The organism is Microcoleus sp. S13C4, from assembly GCF_036700865.1.
Classification (GTDB): Bacteria; Cyanobacteriota; Cyanobacteriia; order Cyanobacteriales; family Microcoleaceae; genus Microcoleus.
In genome coordinates, this window is sequence record NZ_JAUBPS010000047.1 from 1 (window position 1) to 20,691 (window position 20,691).

At 45.3% G+C, this 20,691-nt stretch carries 27 protein-coding genes; 8 read left to right on the forward strand and 19 right to left on the reverse strand.

All coding sequences use genetic code 11. The features are described from left to right. Window positions 1-132: 132 nt before the first annotated feature. From QT996_RS19190 to QT996_RS19235, 10 genes are all read right to left on the reverse strand, one after another. Complete coding sequence (locus tag QT996_RS19190) at window positions 133-318, reverse strand: hypothetical protein (RefSeq protein ID WP_333048362.1); 186 nt, start codon at window positions 316-318, stop codon at window positions 133-135. A 333-nt stretch (window positions 319-651) separates the two neighbouring features. Next, a complete protein-coding gene (locus QT996_RS19195) occupies window positions 652-1,602 on the reverse strand; it encodes a F0F1 ATP synthase subunit gamma (RefSeq protein WP_333048363.1) in 951 nt (316 codons plus the stop codon). Window positions 1,603-1,731: 129 nt separating this feature from the next. Beyond that, complete coding sequence (gene atpA, locus QT996_RS19200) at window positions 1,732-3,249, reverse strand: F0F1 ATP synthase subunit alpha (protein ID WP_333048364.1); 1,518 nt, start codon at window positions 3,247-3,249, stop codon at window positions 1,732-1,734. Window positions 3,250-3,440: 191 nt separating this feature from the next. Beyond that, window positions 3,441-3,986 carry an ATP synthase F1 subunit delta gene (gene atpH / locus QT996_RS19205; protein WP_333037345.1) on the reverse strand — a complete coding sequence of 182 codons (546 nt, stop codon included), beginning with the start codon at window positions 3,984-3,986 and terminating at the stop codon, window positions 3,441-3,443. Window positions 3,987-3,989: 3 nt separating this feature from the next. Next, complete coding sequence (locus tag QT996_RS19210; RefSeq protein WP_333048365.1) at window positions 3,990-4,517, reverse strand: F0F1 ATP synthase subunit B; 528 nt, start codon at window positions 4,515-4,517, stop codon at window positions 3,990-3,992. An 87-nt stretch (window positions 4,518-4,604) separates the two neighbouring features. Then, window positions 4,605-5,090 (reverse strand): F0F1 ATP synthase subunit B', encoded by a 486-nt coding sequence (locus tag QT996_RS19215; RefSeq protein ID WP_333048366.1) that lies wholly within the window; start codon window positions 5,088-5,090, stop codon window positions 4,605-4,607. A gap of 97 nt (window positions 5,091-5,187) precedes the next feature. Beyond that, the gene (atpE, locus tag QT996_RS19220; protein ID WP_006631105.1) at window positions 5,188-5,433 is read right to left on the reverse strand and encodes an ATP synthase F0 subunit C; all 246 of its coding nucleotides are present in this window, start codon (window positions 5,431-5,433) and stop codon (window positions 5,188-5,190) included. 128 nt (window positions 5,434-5,561) lie between these two features. Then, on the reverse strand, window positions 5,562-6,317 hold the full coding sequence (atpB, locus tag QT996_RS19225; protein WP_333048367.1) for a F0F1 ATP synthase subunit A: 756 nt from the start codon (window positions 6,315-6,317) through the stop codon (window positions 5,562-5,564). 55 nt (window positions 6,318-6,372) lie between these two features. Further along, window positions 6,373-6,834, reverse strand: coding sequence for an ATP synthase subunit I (locus tag QT996_RS19230; protein WP_333037348.1), 462 nt, complete (start codon window positions 6,832-6,834; stop codon window positions 6,373-6,375). A gap of 338 nt (window positions 6,835-7,172) precedes the next feature. Continuing rightward, window positions 7,173-7,622, reverse strand: coding sequence for a nitrate reductase associated protein (locus QT996_RS19235; RefSeq protein ID WP_333048368.1), 450 nt, complete (start codon window positions 7,620-7,622; stop codon window positions 7,173-7,175). A gap of 186 nt (window positions 7,623-7,808) precedes the next feature. On the opposite strand from QT996_RS19235, the gene moaA reads away from it, so the two are divergent. The 4 genes from moaA to QT996_RS28685 all read left to right on the forward strand — a co-directional run bounded on the left by moaA (window position 7,809) and on the right by QT996_RS28685 (window position 9,945). Continuing rightward, on the forward strand, window positions 7,809-8,798 hold the full coding sequence (moaA, locus tag QT996_RS19240) for a GTP 3',8-cyclase MoaA (protein WP_333048369.1): 990 nt from the start codon (window positions 7,809-7,811) through the stop codon (window positions 8,796-8,798). Window positions 8,799-8,859: 61 nt separating this feature from the next. Next, window positions 8,860-9,339 (forward strand): hypothetical protein, encoded by a 480-nt coding sequence (locus QT996_RS19245; RefSeq protein ID WP_333048370.1) that lies wholly within the window; start codon window positions 8,860-8,862, stop codon window positions 9,337-9,339. A 1-nt stretch (window position 9,340) separates the two neighbouring features. After that, window positions 9,341-9,781 carry a DUF7689 domain-containing protein gene (locus QT996_RS19250; RefSeq protein WP_333048371.1) on the forward strand — a complete coding sequence of 147 codons (441 nt, stop codon included), beginning with the start codon at window positions 9,341-9,343 and terminating at the stop codon, window positions 9,779-9,781. Continuing rightward, window positions 9,766-9,945, forward strand: coding sequence for a hypothetical protein (locus QT996_RS28685; RefSeq protein WP_445304579.1), 180 nt, complete (start codon window positions 9,766-9,768; stop codon window positions 9,943-9,945). The genes QT996_RS19250 and QT996_RS28685 overlap by 16 nt, the downstream gene beginning before the upstream one ends. A 21-nt stretch (window positions 9,946-9,966) precedes the next feature. Here the strand turns inward: QT996_RS28685 and QT996_RS19260 are convergent, their stop codons facing one another. The 3 genes from QT996_RS19260 to QT996_RS19270 form a co-directional block, all read right to left on the reverse strand. Then, window positions 9,967-10,371, reverse strand: a complete 405-nt coding sequence (locus QT996_RS19260; RefSeq protein ID WP_333048372.1) for a DOPA 4,5-dioxygenase family protein — start codon at window positions 10,369-10,371, stop codon at window positions 9,967-9,969. A gap of 123 nt (window positions 10,372-10,494) precedes the next feature. Further along, complete coding sequence (locus tag QT996_RS19265; RefSeq protein WP_333048373.1) at window positions 10,495-10,680, reverse strand: DUF5615 family PIN-like protein; 186 nt, start codon at window positions 10,678-10,680, stop codon at window positions 10,495-10,497. 142 nt (window positions 10,681-10,822) lie between these two features. After that, complete coding sequence (locus QT996_RS19270; RefSeq protein ID WP_333048375.1) at window positions 10,823-11,047, reverse strand: DUF433 domain-containing protein; 225 nt, start codon at window positions 11,045-11,047, stop codon at window positions 10,823-10,825. Window positions 11,048-11,218: 171 nt separating this feature from the next. Between QT996_RS19270 and QT996_RS19275 the strand changes: the two genes are divergently transcribed. Continuing rightward, window positions 11,219-11,611 (forward strand): hypothetical protein, encoded by a 393-nt coding sequence (locus tag QT996_RS19275; protein WP_333048376.1) that lies wholly within the window; start codon window positions 11,219-11,221, stop codon window positions 11,609-11,611. An 81-nt stretch (window positions 11,612-11,692) separates the two neighbouring features. Here the strand turns inward: QT996_RS19275 and QT996_RS19280 are convergent, their stop codons facing one another. Both QT996_RS19280 and QT996_RS19285 read right to left on the reverse strand, forming a co-directional pair. Next, window positions 11,693-11,911 carry a hypothetical protein gene (locus QT996_RS19280; protein ID WP_333048377.1) on the reverse strand — a complete coding sequence of 73 codons (219 nt, stop codon included), beginning with the start codon at window positions 11,909-11,911 and terminating at the stop codon, window positions 11,693-11,695. 3 nt (window positions 11,912-11,914) lie between these two features. Further along, window positions 11,915-12,829 carry an HNH endonuclease gene (locus QT996_RS19285; protein ID WP_333048378.1) on the reverse strand — a complete coding sequence of 305 codons (915 nt, stop codon included), beginning with the start codon at window positions 12,827-12,829 and terminating at the stop codon, window positions 11,915-11,917. Between the two features lie 294 nt (window positions 12,830-13,123). Between QT996_RS19285 and QT996_RS19290 the strand changes: the two genes are divergently transcribed. Next, window positions 13,124-14,629 carry a leucine-rich repeat domain-containing protein gene (locus QT996_RS19290; RefSeq protein WP_333048379.1) on the forward strand — a complete coding sequence of 502 codons (1,506 nt, stop codon included), beginning with the start codon at window positions 13,124-13,126 and terminating at the stop codon, window positions 14,627-14,629. A gap of 75 nt (window positions 14,630-14,704) precedes the next feature. Here QT996_RS19290 and QT996_RS19295 read toward each other — a convergent pair whose 3' ends face one another. Continuing rightward, on the reverse strand, window positions 14,705-14,950 hold the full coding sequence (locus QT996_RS19295) for a hypothetical protein (protein ID WP_333048380.1): 246 nt from the start codon (window positions 14,948-14,950) through the stop codon (window positions 14,705-14,707). A gap of 89 nt (window positions 14,951-15,039) precedes the next feature. Here QT996_RS19295 and QT996_RS19300 point away from each other — a divergent pair, with 89 nt between their 5' ends. Continuing rightward, window positions 15,040-15,183, forward strand: coding sequence for a hypothetical protein (locus QT996_RS19300; protein ID WP_242717095.1), 144 nt, complete (start codon window positions 15,040-15,042; stop codon window positions 15,181-15,183). A 186-nt stretch (window positions 15,184-15,369) separates the two neighbouring features. On the opposite strand, the gene QT996_RS19305 is transcribed toward QT996_RS19300, so the two are convergent. The 3 genes from QT996_RS19305 to QT996_RS19315 are packed head-to-tail and all read right to left on the reverse strand — an operon-like array spanning window position 15,370 to window position 17,103. Next, a complete protein-coding gene (locus QT996_RS19305; protein ID WP_333048381.1) occupies window positions 15,370-16,572 on the reverse strand; it encodes a class I SAM-dependent methyltransferase in 1,203 nt (400 codons plus the stop codon). A 37-nt stretch (window positions 16,573-16,609) separates the two neighbouring features. Then, window positions 16,610-16,786 (reverse strand): hypothetical protein, encoded by a 177-nt coding sequence (locus QT996_RS19310; protein WP_333048382.1) that lies wholly within the window; start codon window positions 16,784-16,786, stop codon window positions 16,610-16,612. A gap of 59 nt (window positions 16,787-16,845) precedes the next feature. Beyond that, a complete protein-coding gene (locus QT996_RS19315; RefSeq protein ID WP_333048384.1) occupies window positions 16,846-17,103 on the reverse strand; it encodes a hypothetical protein in 258 nt (85 codons plus the stop codon). Window positions 17,104-17,253: 150 nt separating this feature from the next. Between QT996_RS19315 and QT996_RS19320 the strand changes: the two genes are divergently transcribed. Next, complete coding sequence (locus tag QT996_RS19320) at window positions 17,254-20,025, forward strand: phycobilisome rod-core linker polypeptide (protein WP_333048386.1); 2,772 nt, start codon at window positions 17,254-17,256, stop codon at window positions 20,023-20,025. The last annotated feature ends 666 nt before the right edge of the window (window positions 20,026-20,691 follow it).

A 20,691-nucleotide genomic window follows, 5' to 3' on the forward strand; every position in this document is an offset into this window, starting at 1 on the left:
TCGCTGGCATTTATAATTATGAACTTTCTTTAAAGACTAAATTAGAGATCGCCTGAGACTTTCGCAAGAGGTCTAGTTTAAAAACTAAATGTCTTGCCCTGTATGCGATCGCTCCACCACTGCACACAGCAGCTATGTGTTGTTTTGGTTTTGACTTGCTTCTATTTTTGGTTGCTCAGCCTTCATGACATATTGCTCCATAAATTCCAGCAAAACATCCCTCATATTTTTACCGTCCCTAGCAACAGCCGACTTAAATCGGTTCCGCAGATCCGGCGGCATTTCTACTCTAATAGCCACAGTCTTGTTTTCATCCATACAGGCTCAAGGCTTTACAACATATACATTTTGACATTTTTATGTAGTTTGCCTAAAAACCAGCTTTTTGCATACAGGTGCATTATGTTAACTATATGCTTTAGTGCATACTAATGCCAAAGTGCAATAAATGCCGTTTTCCGCGAAAAACGCTACAGAGCGTTAATTTAATTCCTTTAGGTATGATTTACGCTCATAAACCCGGTTTCTGCAAAAATCTTGAATTTGGCTTTGTTAGTACATTGTGGTCAATTGTAACAACTTTATAAATAAAAAAAGCGCCTGAGTTCCCCCAGACGCATACCATAAAATCAACAAATTGTCAAGTCTAACCTAACCGTTCAAAGCCTCAGCACCGCCGCAAACTTCCAGGATTTCCTGAGTAATTGCTGCTTGCCGCGCCTTGTTATAAGTCAGCGTCAAACTACCAATCAAATCGCTAGCATTCTCACTAGCATTATTCATCGCCGTCATCCGCGCAGCCAACTCGCTAGCAGCAGACTCTTGCAAAGCCCGCAGCAATTGGTTGTTCAAATACAAGGGCAAAAGAGCCTCCAGAATTTGCGCCGGATCTTGCTCGAAAATCATGTCTCTGGGCAAACTCTTTGTAGGTGAAGCAACCTTCTCGCGCGATACTTGAAACTGTCCGCCTTGCGATGTCAAGCGGAAGATTTCATCATCGGGAGTTTCCAAACCTTGGGGGTCGAGGGGTAACAAGGTTTGAATTACCGGACGCGAACTAATTAGCGACACAAACTTGGTGTAAATTAACTCAACTCTGTCCACAGTTCCTGACAGGAATAGCGACAACAATTCGTCCGCAATCATGGCTGCTTCCGGTGCTGTGGGAATTTGTTCCAAGTTAGCGTAAGTAGCATCAATCGGCTGTTCGCGGCGCTGGAAATACTGAGTAGCTTTGCGTCCTACCAACACGTATTTGTAGTCTAAGCCTTCAGCTTTGATTTCCTTAGCGCGATTTTCGGCGTATCTGATGATGTTGCTGTTGTAGCCGCCGCACAAACCCCGATCGCCGGAAACGACCAAAAGCCCCACAGTCCGCACTTCGCGTTTTTTCAGCAGCGGCAAATCCAAATTTTCAAACTGCAAGCGTTCCGCCAAACCGTACAATACCTCTGCCAGTCGATCGGCAAAAGGCCGAGTAGCAGTCACCTGTTCTTGAGCGCGGCGCACCTTTGCAGCGGCCACCAAGCGCATTGCTTCTGTAATCTTTTTAGTGTTCTTGACCGACTTAATGCGATCGCGAATAGTTTTCAGATTTGCCATAATTTTCTCCTTAGTCCCTTGCCCGCATCTTTTTAATTAAAACCGCGAATAAACGCAGATAAACGCAGATGAACTTCCGATAATCTGCGTTTATCCGCGTTCATCTGCGGTTCAAAATTCCAACTCGATTTACGCAGAAACCAAGAAAGTTTGCTTGTATTCTGTGATGCCTTCTTTCAGCAGCTTCTCAGCCTCATCAGTCAAAGCTTTTCCGCCTTGAACTATTTCGCCGTACTTCGGCTTGCTAGTCCGCAAATAGTCGCGCAAACCAACAGTAAACTTGCTGACTTTTTCCACTGGGATGTCATCCATATAGCCGTTAATACCGGCATAGATTACAGCCACTTGTTCGTTCATTGGCAGAGGCGAACTTTGGGGCTGTTTCAACAGTTCCCGCAAGCGCTGACCGCGCGACAATTGATTCTGAGTAGCTTTATCCAAGTCAGAAGCAAACTGAGAAAATGCTGCCAGTTCTTCAAACTGCGCCAATTCCAATTTCACCTTACCGGCTACTTTTTTCATAGCCTTAGTTTGAGCCGCCGAACCTACCCGCGATACCGAAATACCGGGGTTTACTGCGGGACGCAAACCAGCGTTAAACAAGTCAGAAGAAAGGAAGATTTGACCGTCGGTAATCGAAATTACGTTCGTCGGAATGTAAGCAGAAACGTCACCAGCTTGGGTTTCGATAATTGGCAAAGCAGTCATGCTGCCTTCGCCCAACTCGTCGCTCAATTTAGCAGCGCGTTCTAGCAAGCGAGAGTGCAGGTAAAACACGTCTCCGGGATAAGCTTCGCGACCGGGAGGACGGCGGAGCAACAGAGACATTTGGCGGTAAGCTTGTGCTTGTTTGGAAAGGTCATCGTAAATGACCAAAGTGTGCTTGCCTTTGTACATGAAATACTCGGCTAAGCTAGCACCTGTGTAGGGAGCCAAGTATTGCAGGGTTGCGGGGTCGCTAGCGTTGGCTGCTACTACGATCGTGTAGTCCATCGCGCCCTTTTCTTGCAGGACGTTGACGATGTTAGCCACTGTAGAAGCTTTTTGACCGATCGCCACGTAAACGCAGATTACGTTTTCCGATTTTTGGTTGATGATTGTGTCGATCGCGATCGCAGTTTTACCGGTTTGTCTGTCACCGATAATCAGTTCCCGCTGTCCTCTTCCCACCGGAATCATCGCATCAATAGCGGTAATTCCTGTTTGCATGGGTTCGTAAACAGAACGGCGAGAAACAATCCCCGGTGCCGGAGATTCAATCAAGCGAGATTCAGTAGTTTTAATTTCTCCTTTGCCGTCAATCGGACGGGCCAAAGCATCAACTACTCGTCCCAACATTGCTTCACCAACGGGGACTTCAGCAATTCTGCCAGTAGCAGTAACTGCCGAACCTTCTTGAATGCCGAGGCCTTGGCCCATCAACACTGCACCCACGTTATCTTGTTCGAGGTTCAGTGCAATGCCCACAGTGCCGTCGGCAAATTCTAGCAATTCCCCAGACATGGCTTTATCCAAGCCATAAATCCGAGCAATGCCGTCGCCTACTTGCAGAACAGTACCGACGTTAGAGACTTTTACGTCTTGGTCGTACTGCTCAATTTGCTGGCGAATAATGCTGCTAATTTCGTCAGGTCTGATTGCTGCCATGTTAGTTATTATTTGTCAGTTGTCAGTTGTTAGTTGTCTGTCGATGTTTTCGGCAAGAAAGAATAGGGATTTGGTAGTCAGAATTTGGGACTAACAGCTCAAAAACAGAAATTAATTTATTTCTGCTTCCTGTGTGATTCTTCCTTCTTCTTTTTTCCTGCTTCCTTCTTCCTTCCTCCTGCTTCCTTAAATCAGGAATTCAATCGAATTCCTAGACGGCGCAATTGTCCCCGCAGGCTGGCATCAATTACTTGAGAGCCTACTTTGATTACCACACCGCCGATTAAATCTGCGTCTATTTTGGTTTCAATTTCTACTTGACTAGCGCTGGTCATCGCCTGCACTTTCTCGCGAACAGTCTGCTGTTGAGCGTCTGAAAGCGGGACTGCCGATGTAACTTCAGCCAATACTGTTTGGTTTAGTTCTCGGAGCCTTGCCAAGTATTGTTTGCCAATCCCTTCTAAAAAAAGAATTCTTCCTTTGTCTACTAATAGCTTCAGAAAGCTGTGCATCAAGGGGCTCATTTCTTCACCCGCTATTTGCTGAATCACGGCTTTTTTAGCATCCGGTTTTACCAGCGGATTGGCTAAAAATTGACGCAAGTCTTCCGAACCTTCTAGCAGGCTCAGCAAGGAACGAATATCTTCGCCGAACTTCTCTGAGAGATTGTTGGACTGAGCCAGTGACATCAAGGCAGATGCGTAAGGCTGTAAGACTTCTGTGCTGACTGTACTCACGTTTTAGCCTCCCAGTAACGCAATGCTGCGATCGATTAATTGGTGTTGAGCGCCGTCGTCCAAGCTAGTTTTTAGCTGGCTTTCCACCTTTGCTAATGCCAGAGATACAACCGCCGATCGCAGTTGGGCGATCGCTCTTTCCCGCTCCGCTTCCAACTCTTGACCTGCTGTTGCTCTCATGCGTTCAACGTCTTGCGCTGCCTGAGCTAGAATTGCTTCTTTTGCTTTCTTGGCAGTTTCTTCAGCAGCGGCCCGAATTCGTTCGGCTTCTGCTTGCGCTTGAGTCAATTTTTGCTGTTGCTCTGCTAAAGCTGCTGCTGCATCTTTTTGGCGTTTTTCTGCTTCTTGAATCGCCTCTTGGATGGCCGAACGCCTCTCTGTCAGGATTTTACCTACAAATCCGCGCCCGAAATAAAACAGCACTGCAATAATAATGACCAGGTTAATCAGGTTGGTTTCTAAAATATCGAAATTTAAACCGAAACCACCTTCGCCGCTAGCTTCTGTGGCTAGCAATAAAACAGTCCCCATGATACTCTTCCATAATTGCGCGTGCAGATTGGGTGAAGCGATTTTAGATTTGAGATTCCCTCAAAAATCTAAAACTCTTCGGTCTCGCTATTTGGCCAGCGACTGCCCTAATAGCTTTTCGAGAATTTGGCCGCTGAGCGCGTCTACTTGTTGTTCTAGTGAGCGCATTGCATCTTGCTTTTGCTGCTCTATTTCTTGCCCAGCCTTTTCTCGCGCGACTTGAGCTTCTTGTTGAGCCTCAGCTACTTTTGCTGCCCCAATTTTTTGGGCATCAGCTTGAGCCGCAGCAATTACTGATTGAGACTGTTTGCGAGTTTCTCCCAGTTTTTGCTCGTACTGCTGCGCTAGTTGCTGAGCTTTTGCCAAGCGTTCTTGCGCGGAGACTTGAGTGTTGCGAATGTAATCGGCGCGATCGTCAATTGACTTGCTGAGCGGCTTGTAAAAAATTACATTCAAGACTGCGACTAGAATTAAAAACTGCACCGCCATCAGAGGCAGCGTAGCATCTATATCAAACAGTCCCCCTTCCTTAGCCGCTTCTTCAACTGCTAGTAATACTGTCCAGTGCATCATGATTTTTTGACGGCTTCCATCTAATTCGCTTAATCGATTTTAGATTTGAGATTTTGGATTAGAATCGCCAAAACCTCAAATCTAAAATTTCCAATTATTATGCGAAGGGGTTGGCAAACAGCAGCACTAGGGCTACGACCAAACCGTAAATTGTGAGCGCTTCCATGAACGCCAAACTCAACAGCAAGGTGCCGCGAATTTTACCTTCTGCTTCCGGCTGACGGGCAATCCCTTCTACAGCCTGACCTGCTGCATTTCCTTGACCGATGCCAGGGCCGATTGCAGCTAAACCTACTGCCAAAGCGGCGGCAATTACGGAAGCGGCAGCAACTGTTGGGTTCATGATGATTTTCCTTATCTAAAGTACAAAATTGAGAACAGATAGTCTACAGAATTGTCCGATTTAACGGGAGAAAGTTTGAGTTCAGAATTTTTCTTTTTCCTCCTTCATTCTTCGCCGTTTATCGTTAGTTAGTGGTGTTCTTCGCCGTGACCGCCTTCTAGAGCTTCACCTATGTAGGCTGCGGCTAAGGTTGCAAAAATCAAAGCTTGAATTGCACTGGTAAATAGTCCCAGAACCATCACTGGCAGAGGAACAAATAAAGGCACTAGCAACACTAGCACTCCGACCACCAATTCGTCCGCAAGAATGTTGCCAAACAAACGGAAACTTAGGGACAGAGGCTTAGTGAAATCTTCTATGATTTTGAACGGCAACATGAAAGGCACCGGTTCAACATAGTGGGCGAAATACCCCAAGCCGCTTTTGCTGAGACCTGCATAAAAATATGCTAGAGAAGTCAGCAGTGCAAATGCTACCGTCGTGTTGATGTCAGCGGTAGGAGCTCCCAGTTCACCTGATGGCAGCTTAATCAGCTTCCAAGGAATTAGAGCGCCAGACCAGTTTGACACAAAGATGAACAGAAATAATGTACCAATAAACGGTACCCAAGGGCGATATTCTTTTTCCCCAATTTGGTTTTTAGCCAAGTCCCGAATAAATTCCAGCGCATACTCCATAAAATTTTGCATTCCGCTGGGAATTCGCTGGATTTTGCTGGTTCCTAAAATCGAAACTACGACTAAAACAGCAATTACAAACCACGAGGTTAGAAAAACCTGTCCATGAACTTTCAGATTGCCGAGTTGCCAGTACAACTGCTGGCCAACTTCCAATTTGGCGAGGGGGAAACGATTAAAGGTGTTTAGAACGTCAAGCATTGCCATTCAACGGGCTTCCCCATACAAATCGATGAGTTGAGTTTTGCTCTTCTTACCTGACTTACCTGTAATCTAGTGCTAATGCACTTCGGATCACGTAAACCATCAGCGCAGCTTTGTAAGTCAGAAATCCCAAAAATATCGGTAAAATCTGTAGCTGATTCCACTGTGTTCCTACTATCATCACCGCGAAAAACAAACCGAGCCTTGTCTTGCTGATGCGTTGATTTTGGCTGCCGATTCGTTCAACGTCTCTAGCCAACATCTTTAAGTAAACCACACCTGTGACCGCCCCAAGCAAATAATTCAGGGCAATGTTGAGGGAGTAAAAAATCCAAACGGAGATAAAAATAATCGCCGTAAAAGCAAGGGTGTACGCCAACAACTCTTGTTGGAGGCGATAAAAGTCTTGCATGGGATTTGTTGTCTCGGACGAGACTGTCGAGACTGTTGAGACTGTGCCAGCTTGAGGAATATCCTCGGTTGCTGGTGTGGGTTCGGTGGGTGTGTTTTGCGTGTTCACGAAGCTCAGAAACTAATGCAGGTAGCAGGCGAGTGCTTTGCAAACTCAGAAAAATAATACCACGCTGCGGTAACAATACTTAAAATAAAATTAATCATATTTTCGGAATTTGGTGTCTGGCGCTTCGGAAACCTCAAGCCATTAAATGTCCGATCGACCTCACTCTACTTCTCCCACCGCCACACTGCGCTTGGTTACACATTGTTCTCTTTGTTCTCACTAAGTAAACCTCACTTAGTGAGGATTGACAGAGGACGATCGGGCAAATAGACGATCAGAATCTCCCTTCTCGGACTCTGCGCCCTCTGCGCCCTAGAAAAGTCAATTAAAACTCGATCTCATTGAATAACTTTAAACTCTTGAAGCGCCGGGAGAAAGTTTTTATTCTCGTGGCTCGATCGACTAAGCTTAATCAAAGCAAATCGCTGTAGCGGCTGCAAACTCGCCCACTGTGCCAAAGAAATTGTCACGCCGAGCTCTTGCGCTTTTGCAGAAACCGACTCCGGTACAGTTGCAGCATCCATCCAGGGGGGATTTTCATCAACGGCCAAATCAGTTCCCGGTTTCCCTGTCTGTTGAATTAATACTTGGTTTAGCTGTTCTCGGTAATCGATAATTTCTGCTGGTGTCAAGCAAGGTTTCTCTACAAGCATTTGACGTTCTGCTTGGTTAAAATGATTCCAATCCTGCAACTTTAATTTAATGCCGCAAGTATCTAACTTGAGACGTACCTGCATGGGGATACAGCGCAAAGCTTCCACAAAATCAGCTTCAAATTCAAAGAACATATATTTAGCAAGTTTATTTGAGTTGTGAATGAGATTTTTTTTATTAACCGCAGAGGGCGCAGAGGGCGCAGAGTAAGAGAGGAGAGGGAAGGTGAAAAGAAATTGATGCAGGTTTATTGCTCTCTATCAATAATTGCAGAAAATCGAGTCAGCATTTATAATTAAATAATATTACAAACTATTGACATGGATACCGTAGACTACCTTCGGATTAGCTTGATAGACCGCTGCAACTTCCGCTGTCTCTACTGTATGCCGGAAGGTAGCGAGTTGGACTATGTATTGCAGCAGCAGTTATTAACTCACTCGGAATTGCTAACTCTGCTGCGGGAAGTTTTTATACCCGTCGGATTTACCAAGTTTCGCTTGACGGGTGGGGAACCGCTGCTGCGGCCTGGCGTGGTGGAATTGGTAAGGTCGATCGCCTCAATGCCGGAAACGCGAGATTTGTCAATGACAACTAATGGCTTTTTGCTCGCCGGAATGGCAGAAAATCTCTACAAGGCGGGTTTGCGTCGAATTAATATTAGTTTGGATTCCTTGGAACCGGAGACTTTTGATAAAATAATTGGTAGTCGGGGACGATCGCGATGGATGCAGGTTTGGGAGGGAATTCAAGCGGCTTATCAAGCTGGATTCGACCCGCTGAAACTGAATGTTGTGGTAATTCCCGGTGTGAATGACAGCGAAATATTGGATTTAGCGGCGTTAACTATTAACCGGAATTGGCACGTTCGATTTATTGAGTTTATGCCGATCGGGAATGGGGATTTATTTGGCGATAAAGGTTGGGTAGCATCAGCCGAATTGCGGCAACAAATTAGCGACAAATACGGGTTAGCCGACTCGGGAGTGCGCGGAAATGGGCCGGCGGATGTGTTTCAAATTCCGGGGGCGAAAGGTACTTTAGGATTTATCAGCCAAATGTCCGAGTGTTTTTGCGATCGCTGCAACCGGATGCGTTTGTCTGCTGACGGGTGGCTGCGGCCTTGTCTGCTGAACGAAACGGGTCAAATTGACTTAAAAACTGCTTTACGGAATGGGGTGTCTACAGGCGAATTGCGCGATCGAGTGCGGCACATATTAGAGATTAAACCGGAGATTAATTTCAAGCAGCGAGATTCGGGAACTACTCAAGGAAATTACAGCCGCACAATGTCTCAAATCGGCGGGTGAACTGCCCGAAATATATAATTTATTTGGTACACTTAAGACATCATCCAATTTTGTAAGTCAGATGAACACCATCTCGATCGCCATTTCAGACCGGCTGATGCTGAAGCTACAAAAAGTTGCTGCCCAGATGAATGTATCCATCGAAGAATTAGTCTTGATGAACATTGAAAGCTCGATCGCGCAACGAGAAAATCCCGCAGCAAATACCGATCGAGATATCTTCAATAAAAATGCTGAAATTTCTAGCGAGGTAATTGACAAATTTTATACTCTTGCTACGGAATGGCAAAGTGAAGTTGCGGGAATGTCTTCGACAGCTCAAATGTCTCAGCATCCTGCATATCAGGAAATTATTAATATGGGTTCTCAAGTCGTACCGCTGTTGCTATCGGAACTGAAAAAAAATCCCCTTTACTGGTTAGCTGCATTGAATGCAATTACGGGTGAAAATCCCATTAAACCGGAACAAAGGGGAAGGGTAAAACAGATGGCCTCAGCTTGGATAGAGTGGGGTAAAGATCGAGGCTACGCGATTGAATAGAATGTATAGAAGACCGGAACTTGAAATTAAATGGCCTAATTTGTCTCGGACTGATTATCGAGTTACCAGCCAAAAGTCACAGGAATATAACTGCTTTGCATGGGCTGCTGGTGAAGACGATCGCTGGTGGCAACCGATACCTGGAGAGCAATTCTATTGGCCAGAAGGCGTGCCGCAAGAGGAGACTTTAGACGCATATATTCAGGCTTATCAAACACTGGGATATGAATTTTGTAATGGTGATATATTAGAAGCTGGATATCAGAAAATAGCACTATATGTTGACTCTAGCGGTATCCCAACTCATGCAGCCAGACAGTTACCTAATGGTAAGTGGACAAGTAAACTTGGATGGTTGGAAGATGTTGAACACGAATTAGATGGACTGACAGGCGACAGGTATGGAGTTGTCGGTCAAATTCTTAAATGTGCGATAAATTAGGGAAAGGCTATCACTTTAGCTCAACGCAATTTACAAATAATTATATTAAATGCGATCGAGTGCAGCAAATATTAGAGATTAAACCGGAAATTAATTTCAAGCAGCGAGATTCGGGAACTACTCAAGGAAATTACAGCCGCACCATGTCTCAAATCGGCGGCTAATTATCTATTATCAGCGATAAGTCAGTCTGAAGTAACGCCCTCGCCTTGCGCGCGGATCGATCGTAAGCTGGCGTTGGCTGTCCTGGGTCGCAGGAATTCGACATTCAACTCTAGTTTCTCTCCTAGCCACAAAGAATGTTTCGTATGGTCGGCCACATCGTCGCCTGTTTCAGGGTGAATGAGAATATTGAGCTCCTCACGATTCAGCATTAACCAGGGAACCACTTTGCCAAACTGGTCTGGTAAAAATGCAACTTGATACATTGCTTGGGGGTGGGGGCCAATGGGTTTGTCATGCCAACGCCCAAGCTGCACCTCAAATTGAGTCAATCCTTCTCGTACACGCGCTGCGGCATCGCGATTATCAGCGTCGAAGTAAATATGTCCATGAAAACCAACGATGTTAATGGTGTCTTCTTTCATCATTTTCAGTGGATTATTGGGCAGAGATCAACAACTTTATATTAGCTTAACTTACTGGATACTTTCTTCACTCCTGTAAACTCCTTAAGTTGATATCTCCTCAGTCTTTGCTTTTTTTGTTTCATGCTACGACAAGACCAGTATACTCTCTGCTTCTCTATCTCCAAAATGACTAATGATGTCGATTTCATCTCGCATAATTTGAACAATTTTAGATGTTGAGCAATTGCCAACACGGAGATAAATAAATTTGGGAGGATGACCGTAAAGTAAACTCCGTTGATGAAAGTCAGAATCTTTGGAAACAATCACAAAATCATTTGCCTTTGCATATTCCCAAATTTCTGCATCATCAGTATTTGTCAGTCATAGGGTTTTGACATGAACAGAATCGGGATAGAAACCGATAATTATCTGAGGAATTGGTCTGAGAGGTTTTCGTCCAACAGTAGTTTCACAGGGATGCCACAAATAACTTTTTTTCACGATCTGCGGCAAAAGCAAGGCAGGCTTTGAGGTCTGCCGAAGTTAATTCTGAAAAATCTTCCAGAATTTCTGCTTCCGTCATGCCACCGGCGAGATATTCTAAGATGTCGTAGACGGTGATTCGCATTCCCCGAATACATGGTTTACCACTGCGTTTTCCCGGTTCAATTGTGATGATGTCGTGGTAGTCCATAAAGCAGTATTTTGTACTAATAAGCGTAATTATAACTGCAAATAATCCTGGTTTGTTTAGGTCAGGATTTCAGGTTTGAGCAAGTAGTGAGAAAAAAAGAACCCTGACGTTGGAAATAGCCAAGGCGGATCAGTTTTCTCATGGTCTGCGGCAAAAGCAAGACAGGCTTTGATGTCTGCCGAATTTAGTAGGTTTTCCACCAATAAGACTCCAAAATTGGCGGCTGTCCGATCGACACGGGGCGATCGGCATAGAAAAAATGATTATCTTAAAAATATAAGAAGTCTTGAAGAGTCAGGAGAGGTATCTTTTTTGTGGCGCGATGATCCATACGATAGAATTTGTTCAATCTGTCATAAAGAAACACGGATAAGAAATAAATTTACAGATGAAATAAGTTTCTATTGGTGTTTGAACTGTCTTAACCGAGAGGAGCTAGACCCTGAGTTTAATTTAACAGCCAGCATTTTAAGATCTATTGCAAATCACTCTTTGGAAGATACTATGACGAAAGAACAAATTTCTCAACTTCTCCAAAACTTCATTGAGGATATTATTAATTAATGGTAAATACCTCTAATTTCAAAATTTATTTATACAGGTAAAAAAACCGTTATCTTGATGTGGTTGCAAGGGTTACAGGGCTTAGGCGGGGAAAATTGTCTTACTCAACTTCAACTTTGCAAATAATTCCTGCAACATTTTTCCATCAACAATTGTCCCCTCTGGAATATTTTGAGAAAAATCTTCTATGTCTTTATTTATCGCTTTATTTATCTGGTTTAATTTGATAGCATCCACCAAAATCTTGATAGCACTCTCAATTTTTTTAAGTGGTGGTTCAGGATTATTTACTAAATTCAATATTTATTTTCTAGAAACATTGATATTTATTTCTTTTTCCATTTCTTCTCTACTAAGGACATTAAAGCTATAAACTTGTTGAAAAAAATCTCCCTCATACGAATCAGAAAGTAAAATTATTAGTCTGAATGCGCTATAAAGTTCTATGTATCCATATAAAATTTTTTCCTGTGGATTTCCTTCGATATATAAAGTATGAATAAATGATTCACTTGAGTTAGATGCTGCTATCAACTCATCAGGATAATAATAGCCAACATACTGATTCTCACATCCATCTTTGATGTAGGGAATTAAATGAGAAATTAGATCGCGCTCTCCGTCATGATACATATAAAAATTAATTGCCATTTTACAAACAGAGCGGAATTCTTCCTCACCAAATGATAGATTAATAATTACAGGAGGAATATCCTCCTGTCGAGCAACTGCACTGTTTACTAATTCTTCAACATTTAATAAAGGATATTTGCGCTTCAATCCTGTTAGGATTTCTCTCATCTGCGGTTTGTCTTTAGCAGAAATGTAAAGAGAAGGTTGCTCCTTATCAGCTAACTTATCTGTAATAATCGGTTTAATAACAACTGGCTTCCCACCTGAATCAAGAGAAATACGTTCACCGGTGTCAGTTCTAGTCGCTGGAATGGGAGGGTTAGTGCCTCTATCTCGCGGAATATTCAATAAAAGACCAAACGAGTTTAGTGACCGTGATAATGCTGCGTCAATCTTATCTAACTTACTGGCACATTGTCTGCATATTAAAGATTTAGACTTTAACCTTCCACCTAATGAATTTAATATAATATGCTCATTATATATCTCTTTAGGAACAATATTTTTATTACAAATGTAGCATTCACTTATTTTTGAAAAAGTGTTATTGAATGCTCCAGAGCTAGGGCTTTTTGGCGCTGCCATATTATTATTACAAAAATCAACTTATAAAGCTTAGCAAATATCAAAAAGAACAAACTAGAAAATACCGCCCAGCCAGAGCACGGTTATCCAACATGGGCAATTGTCAATTGATGCCCCAAATTTAACACCTATCTATTTACGGAAAGTGTCATACTCTACAAAAACTTGGAACTGGTACAGATTCATCAGTATAAAGCTGTAGCGGTTACAAGTCCTAAATGGGGATAAAACCGTTTTTTCCAACCGACTAAACTATGGTCATAGTAAAATGAATATTACTTAGAGGTAAAGGACATGAGACGAGAGGAAGCAGTGCGGCGAATCGAGCAGGCTGCCGAGGAAAAATTGACGAAATTGGATTTGTCGGGGGTGAGGCTGGAGGAATTGTCGCGGGAGATTGTCAAGTGTACGCATTTAACGTGGCTTGACCTCAGCAGAAATCAGATTACCTCCATTCCAGAGTGGCTCGGGCAACTGCCTAATCTTGAATGCCTTCATCTCAGTGAGAATCAAATTACCTCCATTCCAGAGTGGCTCGGGCAACTGCCCAATATGGAACGGCTTAGGCTTTTCCTCAGTCACAATCAGATTACTTCCATTCCAGAGTGGCTTGGGCAACCGTTCAATCTGAGAAAGCTTGACCTCAGCCAGAATCAGATTACCTACATCCCAGAAGCGATTGGGCAACTGTCCAATCTGGAATGGCTTCTCCTTAGTGACAATCAGATTACCTCTATCCCAGAAGCAATTGGGCAACTGTCGAATCTGGAATGGCTTATCCTTAGTGGCAATCAGATTACCTCCATCCCAGAAGCGATTAGGCAACTGTCGAATCTGGAATATCTTTTCCTTAATTGCAATCAGATTACCTCCATCCCAGAAGCCATTGGGCAACTGTCAAATCTGGAATCCTTTATGCTCAATGAGAATCAGATTACCTCTATCCCAGAAGCAATTGGGCAACTGTCGAATCTGACAGGGCTTTACCTCCGGAACAATCAGATTACCTCTATCCCAGATGCGCTCGGTCAACTGTTGAATCTGACATGGCTTTACCTCAGTAACAATCAGATTACCTCTATCCCAGATGTGCTCGGGCAATTGTCGAATCTAAAAGAGCTGTTCCTTCCTAACAATCAGATTGCTGAAATCCCGGAGGCGATTCGCAGCATGAAGAATTTGGAAAAACTAGATTTGCGAGGTAATCCGGTGCCGATTCCCCCGCAAGTTCTGGGGCATGGTCAAGACGATGGAGGTTGTGGTGATTTGCGAACCATTCTCGACTCTTACTTCCAGACCCGCAATCTAGCGTTACCTGAGCTAGATGCTGAGCGTCAGAAAATTGAATCTGAGGGATATGTTGAGGCTGAAACTCTTGAAGATGTCAGACGATGGAAAGCTGCTTTTATTGTGCAGCGACCGGGACAGGCTGAATTTCGGCGTAAGTTGTTAATTGCTTACGGTGGTCGATGTCCAATAACTGATTGTGATGTAGAGTCAGCTATAGAAGCAGCACATATAATTCCATATCACGGTATTCCAAGCAATCATTTAACAAATGGTCTACCGCTCAGAGCTGACATACACACTCTATTCGATTTGCATCTACTATCAATTCAGCCAGATACCAATGAAGTCGCGATTGCCCCTGAACTCGTCGGCACCTGTTACCAATATCTGGCTGATCGAAAACTGACTTTACCACAGGATAAAAAAACAGCACCCAATCAAAACGCTCTTAGCAAGCATTATGAAGCTTTTCTCAGCAAATGCAAAAGTGGTCAGCTAAAACGGTTATAAGGTCTAGATAGGGAAATTTGAGGCAGAGCCTCATGGAATGCGTTCCCAGGCTAGAGCCTGGGAACGAGCAAACACCTACGCTTTGCGCTTCCGACGGCGAATTAGCACACTCATCACTTGGTTCGGATTAGCTGCACGCTGTACGGGACTCCAATCGCCAACTTGGGCAAATCCCAGGCGGTACAAAGTGAGTATGGTTTCCCTGACACCCTTGGGCGAACCTGTCACCGTAACACACACCACATCCTGTTCCGATTCTGCTGCTGAGTCGTCATTTGGCCGATCGAATTTGTTGTCGTCAGGCAAGAATTCCTGTGACATAATTATGTTCTCCTGGTTTTGGGTTTTCTAGAAAAACCCAAAAACCCAGCCGCCCCGCTTTTCAACGGATAGCAGGGCGGCTACAGAGGATGTTAAGATACTCCGTTAGCCTCCAGACTGCTGTGATCAGTTTGGCGGTGAGCTGTCCATTGCTGTTACCAGCAGCTTTGGGCAGTGCAACTAGATTTTTGGGCGACGCGGGCTACTTCCTCTACAAGCAAAGCAACCTCTAACTTCAAAGCGTAGCCGCAGACGGGGGCCTGTGTCAATCTATTTCGGATTTTACCGGGAGTCAGTAATTGAGTAAGATAAAATGAACCGCGAAGGCACGAAGGACGCGAAGGAAGAGAAAGAAAGAGATGCTGTTCTTCCTTCGCGCTCTTGGCGTCTTCGCGGTTCGTTCAAATAATGAAAAAGCCCTATAATTTCGGTGTTAGCAAAATGAGCTGTTTTGATAAGATCGATCGCACTTCATCCAATCCCATCTCCACATCCGTCAAAATCTCTCCCACAGTTTTGGTATTGCAAGCTTGCAAAAACTCAAATTCAGCACTTGACAAATTGAGCAATTGGTAGTTGCAATCAAACACTTGTTGACTAGGCCAACCGTGCATACAACCACTCAACTCTGGAATTGCCGCCAAAAGAGCCTGATCGTCCGACCAATCAATTTTATTAACAGGCTTTTTGCCCAAGAAAAACTCGTAATGAGTGATTTCCGTATCCAACAATTCAATTAATCGATAAAGCTCCCGTTCCGTCAAACCCTGAGCTCTTTCTATCAATTCCGGCGCTTTCCCCAAAAGTCTTTCTAACTGCCAATATCCCGGATTTGAAAAACCAATAAATTCCAATCCCGAAGCATCAATTAACTCGAACAAAGTCTCAATATTGTAGTCGATTTCCTGCGGGTGAACGTACATATCAGCAAAACATTCGTCCCGCTGATTTTCTCCTGCCCAACGCTGTTTTTCGTACTTGACAAGACGGTTGTTTTCTGGTAAAGAAGCAAAGATTTGACGACCGACTTTCACACCATCGGGATAGTCACCTTTTTGCGGGCCTTGAAGAAGTGCGATCGCCCTTTGCATCAATTGAATTTCCCAGCGTCCGAGCTCAGCATACACAAAAATGTGCATTAAACCGCCCTCCGCCAACTTCGCCGCCAGCGCTTGAATGCCCCGGATCGGATCGGGTAAGTGGTGCAGCACGCCCACGCAGTTAATCAAATCAAACTCGCCCTCTAACTCGGCGGCATCGTACAGGCTGAGGTGGCGAAAATCAGCTTCGCGCGCTCCCGTTAGCGAAGCCCTCGAAGAGGATCGCCGACAGCGTTCTTGTGCTACCTTCAAAGCACCTTCACTCAGGTCGATCGCCGTTACCGAAGCTTCAGGATTGAGGTGAATCAGATAATCGGTGCTCGAACCAGTGCCGCAGCCAGCATCTAAAATCCGAATATCGAGTTTTGGCGGCTTTTGGCCAGTGCAAAAATTGTAAGCATCAGGCCAACTCCAGCGCCAGTTGTACCCAGGGGGCGGTTCATCTGACAAAGGATCGGGCGGGAAAGGGAAAGTATCGTAAAGCCGCCGCACGGCAGCACTGATATCAGGCGTAGTATCCATAGGTGAGGTAATAGTGCGTGGGTTTTGAGATTGGTTGTCAGTAGCTACGGACGAACAGCGCGACGCGATGCACTTCTATTGCTGCGTTACTGGCAACCAAAGTGGCGTCTCGCCAAGTTGGGAAGCCTAAGAGAGAGCGATCGGGCGATCGACTAACCCCTGGTAGCCAAGCCCTGACAGCTTCTGCGTAATAAAACTTATCATTTTTTCTCATATACGCTCTCTTAAATCTATACAATAAATCTCGGCAGGCTTTTTCACAAACGAGGACTGTCAATAACCCACCGCTGAACTGTCGGGTAAAGCGGAGGCGTCTTTAAGCAGAAAGTTAAAGGCAAGAGAAAAAGGCAGAAGAAATTTTTGATTTTCTTTTCCCTTAATTGACGGCACTTGCTGCAATCGCCCAAAGGCAACTCTCCTGCCGAGTCTTTTTTTCCACGGGTATACCGGCGGATCGCAGCGGAGGGAGTACCCCGTGCCTGCCTTCGGATCGGACATTTCCCGGCAGGCAGAAAGATGAAACCAAAACATTTTAATCTAAGAAAGTAAGCGCGCCCGAACCTCGTGACAGGTAAAGGCAAAAAGTAAACAAAGCAAAAATACCTACTTTGACCTGCATCAGAAGGCAAGGTTAGTCTGGTTAAATGCTGCAACTATTTGGATAGGGAGCTAAGGAGTCTAATGACTGTAAAGGCAAGTGGTGGAAGCTCGGTTGCGCGTCCGCAACTATATCAAACTGTACCGGTCGCAACAATTTCGCAAGCAGAACAGCAAGACCGCTTTCTACAGCGGGGCGAACTCAGCGAACTAGCAAGTTATTTCAGTTCCGGGGCTCTTCGGATCGATATCTCTGCGACGCTGACCCAAAACTCGGAACTGATAGTATCCCGCGCAGCCAACCGGATTTTTACCGGCGGTTCCCCGCTGGCATTTTTGGAAAGACCACAAGAACCTGCGATGGCTGTAGCAGGCGCGGCTCGCGCCGGTGTGGCGAATGTCTCTGAAGGCATGAAGCTGGGAAATGTCACCTACGTAGAAAGCCGCGCTGGCGGCAACGGCGGTGGCGGCGGTGGTTTCTTGGGGCTAGGAAATCTATTTTCTGGCAACGGTGGCGGCTACAGCGGCCCAATCCCAGCAGGATTTCAGCCGATCAATGTCTCGCGCTACGGCCCGGGCAACATGACCAAATCTCTGCGGGATTTGAGCTGGTTTTTGCGCTACATCACCTACGCAATTGTCGCTGGCGACCCGAACATTATTTCGGTAAACGTGCGCGGATTGCGGGAAATCATCGAAAATGCTTGCTCTTCGGCGGCCACAATTGTGGCAATGCAGGAAATGAAGGCAGCATCTTTGGGATATTTCAGAAACAATGCAGAGGCAAGTGCGATCGTCGGACAGTATTTCGACGTAGCAATTACCGAATTCAAAGCTCCCACACCTTCAGACAAGGTGCGGCAGCGCGAAAGCAACGACCAGCAAGGCTTGCAACTGCCTCAAATCTACTTCAATGCAGCCGAGCGACGGTCGAAATTCGTCATGAAAACCGGTCTGTCTTCGGCAGAAAAGCTAGAAGTAATCAAAGCAGCTTACCGCCAAGTATTCGAGCGCGATATTACCCGCGCATACAGCCAAAGCATTTCTGACCTGGAATCCAAGGTCAAAAATGGCGAAATCTCGATGAAAGAGTTTATTCGTCGTCTTGGCAAATCTCCTCTTTACCGTCAGCAATTCTACGAGCCTTTTGTCAACAGCCGTGCTGTAGAATTAGCCGCTCGTCACTTCCTAGGTCGGGGTTTGAGCTCGCGGGAGGAATTTAGCAAGTATTTTGCGATCGTCAGCAAAGGCGGCCTGCCAGCCCTGGTAGACGCGATGGTTTATTCCCAAGAGTATTCCGACTACTTCGGCGAAGAAACAGTGCCTTACCTGCGCGGTTTGGGCCAAGAAGCTCAGGAGTGTCGCAACTGGGGCCCGCAAATTGATTTGTTCAATTTCAGCGCTCCGTTCCGCAAGGTTCCTCAGTTCATCACCTTGTTTGCTGGCTACAACCAGCCTCTGCCAGACCAGCACGTTTACGGTGTTGGCAATGATCCGTTAGAAATTCAGTTTGGCGCGATTTTCCCGAAAGAAACTCGCAACCCCAAGAGCCGTCCGGCTCCCTTCGGCAAAGACACTCGCCGTATCCTGATCCGTCAAGGTGCAGGTATTGACAATCAGTTGAGCAATCCGGCGGCTCGCGGTGCTGCTCCTGGTTCTCTCGGCCCCAAGGTCTTTAAATTAGACCAGTTACCGAGCAACTATGTTGCTTCCAAGAAAACTGCCCGCGGTGTCTCCAGCAGCTACAGCAATGCTTCCAGTGTCAAATTTACCGAAAGTTCCACACAAGCGGTGATTCGGGCAGCTTACCTGCAAGTGTTTGGTCGCGACGTGTTCGACGGCCAGCGCCAAAAGGTAGCGGAAATTAAGCTGGAAAACGGCGAGATTCCGATGCGCGAGTTTATTCGGATGTTGGCGAAGTCTGACGTGTTCCGCAATATGTACTGGAGCAAGCTTTACGTTTGTAAGGCGATCGAGTACATTCACCGCCGGCTCCTAGGACGCCCTACCTATGGCCGCCAGGAAATGAACGCTTACTTTGACATTTGCGCCAAGAAGGGTTTCTACGCGCTGGTCGATAGCATCCTGGACAGCACGGAGTACAACGAAGCTTTTGGGGAAGATACAGTGCCCTACGAGCGCTATGTGACTCCCGGTGGTTTGTCGATGCGGACGATGCGATCGGGTTCCGTCGCTGAGCAAAATGTCCAAGCTCAGACGCCCGAAACTCCTCGGTTTATCGAACTCGGCACTGCGCTCGATCGGGGCGATTTCGAGTTACAAAATAGCCTCGCTCAAGGTGTCAGCAAGCGACGCGAACAAACTAAGGTGTTCAAGCTGACGAATACTTCGGACAAAGTAGCTTTGAAAACTTTAATTCAAGCTGCTTACCGTCAAGTTTTTGAGCGCGACATCAACCCCTATGTTGTGAAGAATGAATTCACGGCGCTGGAAAGCAAACTGGGCAACAATGAAATCAATCTCAAGGAGTTCATTGAGGCTTTGGGCTGCTCGTCGCTGTACATCAAACAGTTCTACGCACCTTATCCCAATACTAAGGTGATTGAGTTGGGAACCAAGCACTTCTTGGGCCGTGCTCCCCGCAATCAAGCGGAGATTCGGACGTACAACCAAATCTTGGCAAGTAAAGGCATTAAGGGCTTTATCAACGCGATGTTGAACAGCGTTGAATATGCCGAGGCGTTTGGCGAGGATACAGTTCCTTACCGTCGCTTCCCGACTCTGCCTGCTGCGAATTTCCCGAATACCGAAAGGCTGTACAATCAACTCACCAAGCAGAATGATGAGTTGGTGGTTCCAAGCTTTGAGCCAGTAGCTGCTAGTGACAGAAGCTAGATTGACTTGAGATTTTAGATGTTAGATTAGCAATAATTTAACCTCTAAAATTAGTTGAAGGGCTGGTGTAGTTACCAGCCCTTTTTTTGTATAATTTGGAGTTTTTTTAACCGCAGAGGGCGCAGAGGGCGCAGAGTGAGGAAAGAGAGAGTTTGCTAAGAAAGCCGGTTTTCAAGTTTCGTCTGTTGCCCGGGAGAGGCTCGTCACACCCCAAAACACCGCTTCGCTAGCAGGTGTCTGTCGCAAAATGGTAGAATTGATTAACAATAAGTAGCTCCCAAAAAAATATCACACAGAGAAACCGGGTTTCTTAAACAATACCTTCGCGTCTAAGTCAAAATGCTCTAAGAAAGTAGGTTGGCTTGAAGCACTCGTACACAACGCCATCAATTTTCAATTTGAGATTTTTGCTCCAATTTAAAATCTCAAATTGCCAATCTAAAATCAGTTGTTGGTTTCGCTTCACAAGAACCCAACCTACTGTGAAAAGGGCGAAGGTATTATTAAAAAAACCAGGTTTCTGGATACCTAATTACTACCTATTTTGGTTGCTTCGGTTAACCGTACTCCAATAGCCACTTTGATCCGAGAACATTACTGCCAAATTTTCGTCTGTGATGTCAAAAAAGTCGCGCTCGCTGTACGCACATGAATTACTTAGTTATG